This window comes from Georgenia sp. H159 (genome assembly GCF_035607575.1).
In the GTDB taxonomy this organism is placed as follows: domain Bacteria; phylum Actinomycetota; class Actinomycetes; order Actinomycetales; family Actinomycetaceae; genus Oceanitalea.
This window is the reverse complement of the sequence record NZ_JAYDZY010000005.1, coordinates 13,767-25,426: the sequence shown is the minus strand read 5'-3', so window position 1 is coordinate 25,426 and position 11,660 is coordinate 13,767. Positions and strand designations below refer to the sequence as shown.

The 11,660-nt window shown below is 72.9% G+C and carries 11 protein-coding genes; 5 read left to right on the top strand and 6 right to left on the bottom strand.

The window, feature by feature from the left end:
- The first annotated feature begins 31 nt into the window (after nucleotides 1-31).
- Together VR894_RS07660 and VR894_RS07655 are read left to right on the top strand one after the other, a co-directional pair.
- Nucleotides 32-1,621, top strand: a complete 1,590-nt coding sequence (locus tag VR894_RS07660) for an acyl-CoA carboxylase subunit beta (RefSeq protein WP_324650787.1) — start codon at nucleotides 32-34, stop codon at nucleotides 1,619-1,621.
- Entirely contained in the window at nucleotides 1,618-1,860 is a 243-nt protein-coding gene (locus VR894_RS07655; RefSeq protein WP_324650786.1) for an acyl-CoA carboxylase subunit epsilon, read from the top strand. The genes VR894_RS07660 and VR894_RS07655 overlap by 4 nt, the downstream gene beginning before the upstream one ends.
- 10 nt (nucleotides 1,861-1,870) lie before the next feature.
- On the opposite strand, the gene focA is transcribed toward VR894_RS07655, so the two are convergent.
- The 3 genes from focA to VR894_RS07640 form a co-directional block, all read right to left on the bottom strand.
- Nucleotides 1,871-2,734, bottom strand: coding sequence for a formate transporter FocA (gene focA / locus VR894_RS07650; RefSeq protein WP_324650785.1), 864 nt, complete (start codon nucleotides 2,732-2,734; stop codon nucleotides 1,871-1,873).
- Between the two features lie 87 nt (nucleotides 2,735-2,821).
- Nucleotides 2,822-3,052, bottom strand: coding sequence for a hypothetical protein (locus tag VR894_RS07645; protein ID WP_324650784.1), 231 nt, complete (start codon nucleotides 3,050-3,052; stop codon nucleotides 2,822-2,824).
- Nucleotides 3,053-3,062: 10 nt separating this feature from the next.
- A complete protein-coding gene (locus VR894_RS07640; RefSeq protein WP_324650783.1) occupies nucleotides 3,063-4,604 on the bottom strand; it encodes a molybdopterin-dependent oxidoreductase in 1,542 nt (513 codons plus the stop codon).
- Nucleotides 4,605-4,721: 117 nt separating this feature from the next.
- On the opposite strand from VR894_RS07640, the gene VR894_RS07635 reads away from it, so the two are divergent.
- A complete protein-coding gene (locus tag VR894_RS07635; protein WP_324650782.1) occupies nucleotides 4,722-6,440 on the top strand; it encodes a DUF885 domain-containing protein in 1,719 nt (572 codons plus the stop codon).
- Nucleotides 6,441-6,443: 3 nt separating this feature from the next.
- On the opposite strand, the gene VR894_RS07630 is transcribed toward VR894_RS07635, so the two are convergent.
- Nucleotides 6,444-7,136 (bottom strand): thioredoxin domain-containing protein, encoded by a 693-nt coding sequence (locus tag VR894_RS07630; protein WP_324650781.1) that lies wholly within the window; start codon nucleotides 7,134-7,136, stop codon nucleotides 6,444-6,446.
- A gap of 125 nt (nucleotides 7,137-7,261) precedes the next feature.
- Here VR894_RS07630 and VR894_RS07625 point away from each other — a divergent pair, with 125 nt between their 5' ends.
- Nucleotides 7,262-7,924, top strand: coding sequence for a Maf family protein (locus tag VR894_RS07625; protein WP_416380824.1), 663 nt, complete (start codon nucleotides 7,262-7,264; stop codon nucleotides 7,922-7,924).
- Here the strand turns inward: VR894_RS07625 and VR894_RS07620 are convergent.
- Nucleotides 7,902-8,279, bottom strand: coding sequence for a hypothetical protein (locus VR894_RS07620; RefSeq protein WP_324650780.1), 378 nt, complete (start codon nucleotides 8,277-8,279; stop codon nucleotides 7,902-7,904). The two genes, VR894_RS07625 and VR894_RS07620, sit on opposite strands and share 23 nt — an antisense overlap.
- Nucleotides 8,280-8,850: 571 nt before the next feature.
- Between VR894_RS07620 and VR894_RS07615 the strand changes: the two genes are divergently transcribed.
- Nucleotides 8,851-10,671, top strand: a complete 1,821-nt coding sequence (locus VR894_RS07615) for an acetyl/propionyl/methylcrotonyl-CoA carboxylase subunit alpha (protein WP_324650779.1) — start codon at nucleotides 8,851-8,853, stop codon at nucleotides 10,669-10,671.
- Here the strand turns inward: VR894_RS07615 and VR894_RS07610 are convergent.
- On the bottom strand, nucleotides 10,668-11,621 hold the full coding sequence (locus tag VR894_RS07610; RefSeq protein WP_324650778.1) for an NUDIX domain-containing protein: 954 nt from the start codon (nucleotides 11,619-11,621) through the stop codon (nucleotides 10,668-10,670). The two genes, VR894_RS07615 and VR894_RS07610, sit on opposite strands and share 4 nt — an antisense overlap.
- Nucleotides 11,622-11,660: the final 39 nt, after the last annotated feature.

The window sequence follows — 11,660 nt, the reverse complement described above, 5'->3', positions numbered from 1 at the left end:
GAGGTCGGCGCGCCACAAGTACGCTCGCCGGGTGACCACGCAACAGACCTCCTCGGGCACCGCCGCCAAGCTCGCCGACCTCGCCGCCCGGAACGGCGAGCTCGAGCGCGCCGAGACCGTGGCGCAGGACAAGCAGCACGGCCGCGGGAAGCAGACTGCCCGCGAGCGCATCGACGCACTGCTCGACGAGGGCAGCTTCGTCGAGCTCGACGCCTTCGCGACGCACCGTTCGACGAACTTCGGGCTGGAGAAGCGCAAGCCCGCCGGGGACGGCGTCGTCGTCGGCTACGGGACGATCGACGGCCGCCAGGTGTGCATCTACTCCCAGGACTTCTCCGTCTTCGGGGGCAGCCTCGGGGAGGTCCACGGCCAGAAGATCACCAAGGTCATGGACCTGGCGCTGCGCACCGGCGTCCCGCTCATCGGGATCTCCGACGGCGGCGGCGCCCGGATCCAGGAGGGGGTCGCCGCGCTCACCCAGTTCGCTGAGATCTTCCGCCGCAACGTGGCGGCCTCCGGGGTGGTCCCGCAGATCTCCCTCATCATGGGCCCGAGCGCCGGTGGCGCCGTCTACTCCCCCGCCCTCACCGACTTCATCGTCATGGTCGACAAGACGTCGAACATGTTCATCACCGGTCCCGACGTCATCAAGGCGGTCACCGGTGAGGAGGTCGGCTTCGAGGAGCTCGGTGGCGCCGCGACGCACAACGAGCGCTCCGGCGTCGCGCACTACCTGGCGGAGGACGAGGACGACGCCCTCGACTTCGTCCGGGCGCTGCTCGCCTTCCTGCCGCAGAACAACCTCACCGACCCGCCGACGTGGCCGGCCGAGGACGAGCCCCTCGAGGTGAGCGACGCGGACCACGAGCTCGACACCCTCGTCCCGGACTCCGACAACCAGCCCTACGACATGCGCACCGTCGTCGAGCACGTCGTCGACGACGGCGAGATCCTCGAGGTCCAGCCGCTCTACGCGAAGAACATCCTCACCGCCTTCGGGCACGTCGAGGGCCGCCCCGTGGGCATCATCGCCAACCAGCCGCTGCAGATGGCCGGGACGCTGGACATCGCCGCCTCGGAGAAGGCGGCGCGCTTCGTGCGGACCTGTGACGCCTTCAACGTCCCGGTCCTCACCTTCGTCGACGTCCCGGGCTTCCTGCCGGGCACCGACCAGGAGTGGAACGGCATCATCCGCCGCGGGGCCAAGCTCATCTACGCGTACGCCGAGGCCACCGTCCCGCTCGTCACGCTCATCACGCGCAAGGCCTACGGCGGGGCGTACATCGTCATGGGCTCCAAGCAGCTCGGCGCCGACGTCAACCTCGCCTGGCCGACGGCGCAGATCGCCGTCATGGGCTCGGGCGGTGCCGTGAACATCCTGCAGCGGGCAGCCCTCAAGCAGGTCGCCGACGACGGCGGGGACGTCGAGGCCGAGCGGGCGCGGCTCGTCGCCGAGTACGAGGACGCGATCGTCAACCCGTGGGACGCCGCGGCCCGCGGTTACGTCGACGCCGTCATCGAGCCGTCGCAGACCCGCGTCCAGGTGGTGCGGGCACTGCGGGCGCTGCGCACCAAGCGCGCGTCGCTCCCGCCGAAGAAGCACGGGAACATCCCGCTGTGAGCAGCGCGAGCGGCGAGTCCGGCGACCTCACCGCCGCCGAGCTGCGCGTCGTGCGCGGCGAGCCCGACGACGTCGAGCTCGCCGCGCTGGTCGCGGGCATCGTCGCGGCGCGGGTGGCTGCCGACGCCGACGGCGGTGCGCCCCGCGGGGCCACGGCCGCCCCGTGGTCCGACCGCGGCCGGCTCCTCGCGCGACCGGCACCGGGACCGCACACCTGGCGCTGGTCCCTGCACCCCTGAACGGACGGGCTCAGAAGCCCGCGCCGGATGCCACGCCCTTGCCGCCCCGCTCCGGCGCCTGCTTCGCGCCGTCGACGTGGTGGAAGATCGTCCAGTACAGGACGCCGATCATCACCCCGCCGCCGACGATGTTGCCCAGGGTCACGGGCAGCAGGTTGTCCGCGAGGAACGCCTCGACGGTCAGACCCGCGTAGTCGCCCTCGACGAGACCCGCGCCGCTCCAGAAGTCGGCACCGGCGGTCGTCTTGATGAGCAGACCGAGGGGGACCATGAACATGTTGGCGACCGAGTGCTCGAAACCGGCGGCGACGAACAGGGCGATCGGCATTGTCACGGCGAAGATCTTGTCGGTGGTGGTCCGGCCGGAGTATGCCGCCCAGATGGCCAGGCACACCATGAGGTTGCACAGCACCCCGAGGACGAACGCCTCGAGGAACCCGTGGCTCACCTTGCTCAGCGACGTGGTGAGCACGACGGCGCCCCAGCCGCCGTCCGCGTTGCGCCAGGTGCCACCGAGGTAGACCAGGGCGACGATCGTCAGTGCACCGAGGAAGTTGGCGACGTAGACGACACCCCAGTTGCGCAGCAGCTGACCCCAGGTGATCCGCCCGCTGGCCCGTGCGGTGAGCGTCAGCGTCGAGGACGTGAACAGCTCGGCGCCGGTGAGGACCACGAGCACGAGCCCCGTGGCGAAGACGACGCCACCCAGCACCTTCGCCACGCCGTACGGCAGGTCCGCCGCACCGACCTGGCTGGTCGTGAAGAACACGAAGCCCAGAGCGATGTACCCGCCCGCGGTCAGACCGAGCAGGAAGGACTTCAGCGGTCTGCCGGTGGCCTTGGCGTAGGCGGCGTCCTCGGCCGTCTTGGCCATTTGAGCCGGAGTGAGGATTGCGTGCGCGTCCGAGTCAGGCATGGTGCTCCCGTCGTGCTCAACGATGTCGTGGGCGGACGCGGCCGCTCAGGCGAGCCGGTAGTCCCCGGCCGCCCGCAGCACTTCCTCGATCAGCGCGCGGTCGAGGGTGATCTCGGCCTTGTGCTTGATGTGGATACGCGACTGTCCGCCGGGGACGATCTCGGTCGCCACGCCGCCCAGACCACCCATGCGGTAGAGCCGGTCCTTGACGATACGGGCGTCGTCGGCGGTGTCCATGCCGAGGATGACGAAAGTGGTGTTCACGATCTCCGACATCGGGAGCTCCTCAGATCCGGCCGTTGAAGGCCTGCATGGCACTGTCCTCGCGGGTCCCACCACGGCCGTCGCCGTACGTGGCGTAGTCGTCGATCCACTCGATCGACTTCACCCACTTGACCATCTTGTACCCGTGGTTGGACTCCACGCGCAGCCGGGCCGGTGCGCCAAGGTGCAGCTCGAGCGGCTTGCCGTTGCGCTCGTAGGCCAGGATGGTGTCCTCCTCCTCGATCATGTCCAGGTCCAGAACAGCGTAGAAGGGCTCGCGGGGGCGGTGGTCGAACATCTCCTGGGCCAGCCCGTGGGACGAGACCATGACGTAGTTGGCGCCCTCGGGCCGCGGCCCGAGCACCTCGAGCAGGTCCTTGAGGCGGACGCCGGCCCACTTCGACGTGGCCGACCAGCCCTGCATGCAGGTGTGCACGGCGATGTACTCGGCCTTGGGCAGCGCGCGCACCTCGTCCAGGGTGAGGTGGCGCGAGCGGCCGCTGAGCCTGTCCCCGATCTCCAGGGACCAGCCCGCCCAGTCACTGTCCCGGTACTCGAGCCACTCGAGGGACTCGTCCTCCGTGGGCGGCAGTCCGTTGGTCCAGTGGAACTCGGAGATGTCCTTCTCCGTGTAGGCGCTCTGCCGGCTCATGCCCGGCTTCATCCAGTTGAGGGTGACCTTGCGGACCGGCTCCGTCAGGGCCACGAGGATGCGCTGGGACCGCGGACGATCGCGCAGGGTGAGGTAGCTCAGCGCGATCCAGAAGGCGAAGACGACCGCGATGGTGAGGATCGCGACGGTGAAGGCCTGGGCGTAACGGGAGGTGTCGGAGACCCCGAAGACCATGTGCGGCAGGTTGTACTCGGGGTGCACGAGGAACACCAGGCCCACGTGCATGATGATGAACAGCGTCATGAACACCATGGCGATGAAGTGCAGCGAGCGCGCCCCCTGGTGCCCGCCCCAGAACTTCACGTACCGCGGGAACCGGGAGCGCACGGCGGGGGCCATCGCGATGCCGGTGAGGATCATGAACGGTGCGAGGACGAAGATGACGAAGGTGTAGCCCAGCATCTGCAGCGCGTCGTAGGGCTGGAAGTGCTCGATCCCTGGGGCCTCGAAGCTGAAGTAGACCTTGAGCGAGTCCCAGGCGTCAGGGACCACGTCCCACGAGGTCGGGATGATCCGTTGCCACAGCCCGGTGGCGAACAGCAGCACGACGTACACCGCTCCGTTGAGGAGCCAGAGCGTGGCGCTCAGGCCGTGCCAGTGGCGGCCCAGGCCGATGTTCTTCCTGCCCGGCAGGGTGAACACCGGGTGGGCGGAGCGCTCGTCCATGAGCGAGGTGTAGACGCCCTCCTCCTTGGGCAGCTCGCGCCGGGTGAACTTCAGCCACTCCTTGCCCGGCGCACTGTCGTTGCTCCACCACAGGCGCGGCAGCGACGCGAGGATCTCCCAGCCACTCCGCAGCAGCATGCCGATGAGGACGAAGTTGAGCAGGTGGGTGGCGCGCAGCCACACCGGGAAGTCGGGGTCCATCAGCGGGCCTCCAGTCGGCATCATCTGTCGATCGTGCTCTGGCTCACCCTAGGGGGTGAGTCGCGCGGCCGCCGCACGTGCGCCCGACTCACCCGTTGCCGGTTGCACACCGTGCACCGCGGCTTCGATAAGGTCGACGACGTGACAAAACAGGGCCGTGCCGCCTCACCCATCGACGCCGTCGCCGAGCAGTACGTCGCCCACCTCGCCGAGCTCGACCCCGTCGCCGCGACGGGGATGGGACTGCCCGGCCACGACGACGAGCTGCCGGACCTCTCCCCCCGCGGCCACCTGGCGCGGGCGGAGGCCGCCATGCAGGCGGTCGCCGGGGTCGCGGCGGAGGACCCGGTCGACGAGGTCGACGCCACGACGAAGGCCGCGATGACCGAGCGCCTGGGCCTGGACGTCGAGCTGTACATGGCCGGCGAGCTCACCCGGGAGCTCAACGTCATCAGCTCACCGGTGCAGGACCTCCGCGAGGTCTTCGACCTCATGAGTACCGACACCTCCGAGGACTGGGAGTGCATCGCCCGGCGGATGGCGGCCCTGCCGGACGCCCTGTCCGGGTACCAGGAGTCCCTGCGCGTCTCGGCCGTGGACGGCAAGGTCGCCGCCCTGCGCCAGGTCGAGGCGTGCATCGCCCAGGCGGAGGAGCTCGCAGCCGCGCGCACCTCCTTCTTCGACACCTTCGTCGCCGGTGCGCGACCCGACGGCGCAGAGCCCGCGGGTGCGCTGGCCGCGGACCTCCGTGCCGGCGCACAGGCCGCACGACGCGCCTACGGCGAGCTCGCGCAGATGCTGCGCTCGGAGCTGGCCCCGCAGGCCGGCACCGAGGACGCCGTCGGCCGCGAGCGCTACGAGCTGTGGTCACGCCACTTCCTGGGCGCCGCCGTCGACCTCGACGAGACCTACGAGTGGGGCCTGGAGGAGCTGGCGCGGGTCACCGCCGAGCAGGAGGTCGTCGCCGCCCGGCTCTACGGCCCCGGCACCAGTCCGGCCGAGGCGATGGCACGGCTCGACGCCGACCCCAGCCGCCAGCTGCACGGCACCGAGGCCCTCCGGGCGTGGATGCAGGAGACGTCCGACCGGGCGGTCAGCGAGCTCGCCGGGACCCAGTTCGACATCCCCGAGCCGGTGCGCCGCCTCGAGTGCCGCATCGCGCCGACCCAGACGGGTGGCATCTACTACACCGGGCCCAGCGCCGACTTCTCCCGGCCGGGCCGGATGTGGTGGTCGGTGCCCGCAGGCGTCACCGAGTTCAGCACCTGGCGCGAGCTCACGACCGTCTACCACGAGGGCGTCCCCGGCCACCACCTGCAGATCGGGCAGACGGCCTACCGCTCCGAGCTGCTCAACACGTGGCGTCGGCTGGCCTGCTGGGTGAGCGGCCACGGCGAGGGCTGGGCGCTGTACGCCGAACGGCTGATGGCCGACCTCGGCTACCTCGAGGACCCGGCGGACTACCTCGGCATGCTCGACGGCCAGCGACTGCGGGCGGCGCGCGTCGTGCTGGACATCGGCGTGCACCTGGGCAAGCCGGCACCGGCGCAGTGGGGCGGGGGCATCTGGGACGCCGCCAGCGCGTGGGAGTTCCTCAAGGCCAACGCGAACATGGCCGAGGGATTCCTCGCGTTCGAGCTCGACCGGTACCTCGGCTGGCCCGCCCAGGCGCCGTCGTACAAGGTCGGGCAGCGCCTGTGGGAGCAGATCCGCGACTCCGCTCAGCAGGACGCGGCGGCCAGGGGCGAGCAGCTCGATCTCAAGGCCTTCCACCGCCGGGCCCTGGACGTGGGCTCGGTCGGGCTGGACGTCCTACGCTCCTCCGTGCTCGGGCGCCCCGAGGAGTCCGTCCGGGTGTGAGCGTCAGTCGGTGACGGCCTGCCGGACGAGGCCTGCCGTCTCTCCGTGGTCGGAGCCCTCGACGAGCGCGTCGTCGACCCACACCTGCGGGATGTAGGTGACCCCTGCTGCCGCCGCCTCCGCCGTGGCGGCGGCGACCCAGTCGGCGTAGGCGAGCTGTTCGACGGCGGCGACGTCGGCCTCGTCGAGGTCCGCTCCGGCCCCGCGCGCCGCGGCGACCAGCTCCTCGTCGGTGACCTCCGCCGTCGTCGAGGTCGGCTGCATGTCGAGCAGCGCCTGCTGGACGGCGGGCCAGGCCTCCGGGTCGACGTCCGCGACGAGCGCCAGCAGGTTCGCGCCCCGGGTGGAGAACGCGTGCGTCGTGCGCGGGCCGAGGTAGTCGACCACCGTGAACTCCGCCGCGACGTCCGGGCCCTGCGCCCACGTCGTGAGGTCCCCGCCCATCTCCCCGTGGAGCTGCTTGCAGTGCGGGCAGTTGAGGTCCTGGTAGACGTGCAGCCGCTCCGGGGCCCTCGGGTCGCCGACGACCACCGAGGTCGCGGTCACCGTGACGTTCCCGGTGGTGCCGGTCTCCGGAGCGCGCTGGGCGCTCGCCGGACCGGTCACCTCCGCCGCGCCGGGGTCCTCCGTGCCGCACCCGGTGAGGAGCGTGGCCACGAGGGCGAGTCCGGCAAGGGCGGCGGGTCGGCGACGCATGAGCCGATCGTGCCACCCGGGCCGCCGGCTTCCCCGGGACGTTCCGCTCATGCGCCGCACCCGGCACTGGGCCCGCGCGCCACCGCACCGGCGCCCGGGTCCGTCCTCCCGTAGTCTCACTGCCCGTGACGCTCGTCCTCGCCTCCGCCTCCCCCGCCCGCCTCGCGACCCTGCGCACCGCGGGCTTCGCCCCGGAGGTCCAGGTGTCCTCCGTCGACGAGCCCGCGCTGCTGCGGGACGCCGGTCCGGACGCCACCCCGGCGGACCAGGTGCTGCTCCTCGCGCGCGCCAAGGCCCGGGACGTCGCGGCGACGAGGCAGGGCGCGCTGGTCATCGGGTGCGACTCGATGCTCGAGCTCGACGGCGAGGTCCACGGCAAGCCCACCGACGCGCGCGAGGCCGTCGCGCGCTGGCACCGCATGCGCGGCCGGTCCGGCGTGCTCCACACCGGCCACTGGCTGGTCGATACTCGTGGCGGCGCTACTCGTGGCGGCGTCACCCGGTCCCGCGCCGCTCGTGCAGGCGCCTCCCGTGCGGGCGCGCAGGCCGGCGGGGTCTCCTCCACGACGGTGCACTTCGCCGACCTCAGCGACGCCGAGGTCGAGGCCTACGTCGCCACGGGCGAGCCGCTCGCCGTCGCCGGTGCCTTCACCGTCGACGGGCTCGGGGGCCCCTTCGTCACGCGGATCGAGGGCGACCACCACGGCGTCGTCGGCCTGAGCCTCCCGCTGCTGCGCACCCTGCTGGCCGAGCTCGGCGTCGCGGTCACCGACCTCTGGGCCCGCTGACGGCCGGCCACCGGTCCCACCGACGGCCGTCGGCGTCGATCTCGACGACGACGCCGCGCGCCGCCCCCGGCAGCACGAGCGCCGCGAGGGCGGTGAACGCGGCGTCAGTGACGGCGACGACGACGCACTCGCCCCGGTACTCGTCGGCCACCGCGTCGAGCGCTGCAGTGAGGTCGCCCGACACGCCGTCGCGCAGCCGACGGCAGGGCACCTCCAGGGCGCCGGCGAGCCCGGTGGCGCGGTCCTCGGCACCGGGAGCCGCGTGCACCGCGGCCGGCCGCTCGCTCCGCAGCGCCTCGAGGTCGGCGTCGTCGTGGACGACGACGACGGTCGCCGCGCACTGCAGGTCGCTCACCGGACGCCTCCTCCCGCCCTGGCCGTCCGCTGCCCCACGGCCGTCCCACGACAGTACCGATGGTGGCCCGCCGCACCGCGTGTCTCACCCCGGCGTTCGCACGGGCCTTCCGCGGACCGTGCACCCGTCCCTCTCGGGTTGTGCACCCGTCCCCTCCCAGACTGTGCACCCGTCCCCTCCCCGACCGTGCACCCGTCCCCTCCCGGACCGTGCGTCCGCTCGTGCCACCGTGCGCCCGCTCTACCGGGCGCACAGTTCTGAAGCGGGCGCACGGTTCTGAAGCAGGCGCACGGTCCCGCGGCGGGGCGGGCGCACGGTTCCACGGCGGGGCAGGCGCCCGGCGGGTGTGCGCGGCGGGCCTGTGCTGTGGCGACAACCACGCCCGGGCATGGTCGGGCGCCGCTCCGTCGCTCTTGTAGGGTCGGCACAAGCGTCCCGGTGGCAACGTGCGCCTGCCGACAGACTTGCCCGACGCGACGCCCGGCGGATAGGTGTGTCGCCGCGGGACGGCTACCGTGGATCGGTCCGGGCCCACCCCGGGCAGCGAGCACCCGACCGGAACGGAGCATCCATGACGAGCACCTCTGGGGCGACGCCCACCCGCCGCCCACTGACGAAGGTGCTCATCGCCAACCGCGGCGAGATCGCGGTACGCGTCGTCCGCGCCTGCATCGACGCCGGCATCTCGACCGTCGCCGTCTACGCCGACCCGGACCGCGACGCCCTCCACGTGCGCCTGAGCGACGAGGCCTTCGGGCTGGGTGGCTCCCGGGCCGCCGAGACCTACCTCGACGCCGCCAAGCTGCTCGACGTCGCCCGCCGCAGCGGCGCCGACGCCGTCCACCCGGGATACGGCTTCCTCTCCGAGAACGCGGAGTTCGCCCAGCAGGTCCTGGACGCCGGTCTGGTGTGGATCGGTCCGCCTCCGGACGCCATCCGCGCCCTCGGCGACAAGGTCAGTGCCCGCCACATCGCCAGCGCCGCGGGCGCACCGCTCGTCGCGGGCACTCCCGACCCGGTCGACAGCGCGGACGAGGTCCTCGCCTTCGCCGACGAGCACGGCCTGCCGGTGGCCATCAAGGCCGCACACGGTGGCGGCGGACGTGGGCTCAAGGTCGCCCGCACCCGCGACGAGGTCCCCGAGCTTTTCGACTCGGCGGTCCGCGAGGCCAAGGCCGCGTTCGGCCGCGGCGAGTGCTTCGTCGAGCGGTTCCTCGACCGTCCCCGCCACGTGGAGACCCAGTGCCTCGCCGACGAGCACGGCACCGTCGTCGTCGTCTCGACCCGCGACTGCTCCCTGCAGCGCCGCCACCAGAAGCTCGTCGAGGAGGCGCCCGCGCCCTTCCTCACCCCCGAGCAGGACGGCCTCCTGCGTGAGGCCTCGGTCGCAATCATGCGCGAGGCGGGGTACGTCGGTGCGGGCACCTGCGAGTTCCTCATCGGCTCCGACGGCACCGTCTCCTTCCTCGAGGTCAACACCCGTCTCCAGGTCGAGCACCCGGTGACCGAGGAGGTCAGCGGGATCGACCTCGTCCGCGAGCAGCTCCGCATCGCGGCCGGTGAGCCGCTCGGCTACACCGACGTCCCCGTCCGGGGCCACAGCATCGAGTTCCGGATCAACGGGGAGAACCCGGCGGCCGGGTTCCTCCCCTCCCCCGGGACGATCTCCGCGCTCACCTGGCCGGGCGGCCCGGGCGTGCGCGTCGACACCGGGGTCTCGGCCGGGGACACCGTCTCCGGTGCCTTCGACTCGATGCTCGCCAAGCTCATCGTCACCGGCGCCGACCGCCGGCAGACGCTCCAGCGGGCGCGGCGCGCGCTGCGCGAGCTGGAGATCACCGGGATCCCCACCGTGCTGCCCTTCGCCCGGGCCGTGCTCGACGCCCCCGAGTTCGCGGCCGCGGACGACGCCGCCTCCTTCGCCGTCCACACGACGTGGATCGAGACCGACTTCGCCCAGCGGCTCACCGAGCTCACCGCGCCGGCCGTCCCCGTGACCGCGACTCCCGACGGTGACGACGACGCCACCGAGCGCGTCGTCGTCGAGGTCGGTGGCAAGCGGCTCGAGGTCGTGCTCCCGGCTGGGCTGGGCATCGGTGCGGGCCGCGGCGGCCGCGGGGCGCTGCGCCGTCCCAGCCGGCGCAGCTCCACCCGTGTCGCGGCGTCGAACAACGGCTCCCTCACCTCACCGATGCAGGGCACCATCGTCAAGGTCGCCGTCGACGACGGCGCGACGGTCGAGGCCGGGGACCTCGTCGTCGTCCTCGAGGCGATGAAGATGGAGCAGCCGCTCGTGGCCCACCGCACCGGGCGGGTGCGCGGGCTGCGGGCAGCGGTCGGGGAGAACGTCTCGGCCGGCACCGTCATCTGCGACATCGACGCGGACGCCTAGCGCAGCACCAGGCCGGGTCCGGCGGTCGCGGCGCCCAGCGCCTCCACCCGCCGCCGCAGCTCACGGTCGGCGGTGACGACGACGACGTCGGCCCCCGCGGTCACGTGGCGCTCGGCCTGCGCGACGATCTCGTCGTCGCCCGGCCCCGGCGCGCCGACGACGGCGACCCCGCCCACGCCGTCGGCCCCGGCGACGCCGACCGGCCCGCGGCCGCGTCCCTCGGTGACGAGCACGACGTCGGGGTACCACCTGTGGCCGGGCAGCCCGAGCCGCTCGGCCGCCAGCCCGTCGGTGGCGCGCACCGCCAGCTCGTCCCGCAGCCGCTCGCTCGCGGCGGCGCGGTCCCGCCACCACCCGTCGGGGCGCGAGCCCATGGTGTTCGCGCCGTCGACGACGAGGACGAGCCGCCGGCCCAGCAGCGCCCGGAGCCCGGGCAGGGCGTCGGCGAAGGCGGGCAGCAACTGCCGCTCGGTGACGGCGCTGCCCTCCACCCACGCCACGCCCACGCTCTCGGCGTCGCTGACCCGCGGCTCCACCTGCGCGACGGCCTCCGCGACGACGGTCGCGTAGGACCAGTCGCCGTGGTCGAGGAGGTAGCTGGTGCGCACCCGCAGACCCGACGGCGGCAGGTCGGCCTCCTCCTGTGCCTCCCGCAGCGCTCCCTGGACCGCCGTCTCGCCGGGGTCGACCGCGCCGCCCGGAAGCCCCCAGGTCCCGCCGTGGTGACTCCACAGGGCACGGTGCTGGAGGACGACGGCGTAGCGGCTCGGGTCGGTCGCGTCGGCCGCCAGGGGTGTGCCGGTCCCGTCGGGCGCCTGGGGGCTCCGGCGCCACAGCAGCAGCCCGGCCGCGCCGTACCGGCCCCAGTGGCGCTGCCCGCACCGGCACTCGACCCACCCGTCGCCCGGCCGCCGGGGCGGTCGCGGGTCGGGTGGGAGGACGTCGGCCACCAGCCCAGCGTCGCACAGGCCCGTGGGTGACGCCGCGCA

Bases quoted from the DNA above. Each gene is read 5' to 3' on its own strand.
- focA (WP_324650785.1), bottom strand. From the start codon at position 2,734: ATGGCCAAGACGGCCGAGGACGCCGCCTACGCCAAGGCCACCGGCAGA.
- VR894_RS07645 (WP_324650784.1), bottom strand. From the start codon at position 3,052: ATGTCGGAGATCGTGAACACCACTTTCGTCATCCTCGGCATGGACACC.
- VR894_RS07640 (WP_324650783.1), bottom strand. From the start codon at position 4,604: ATGATGCCGACTGGAGGCCCGCTGATGGACCCCGACTTCCCGGTGTGG.
- VR894_RS07630 (WP_324650781.1), bottom strand. From the start codon at position 7,136: ATGCGTCGCCGACCCGCCGCCCTTGCCGGACTCGCCCTCGTGGCCACG.
- VR894_RS07615 (WP_324650779.1), top strand. From the start codon at position 8,851: ATGACGAGCACCTCTGGGGCGACGCCCACCCGCCGCCCACTGACGAAG.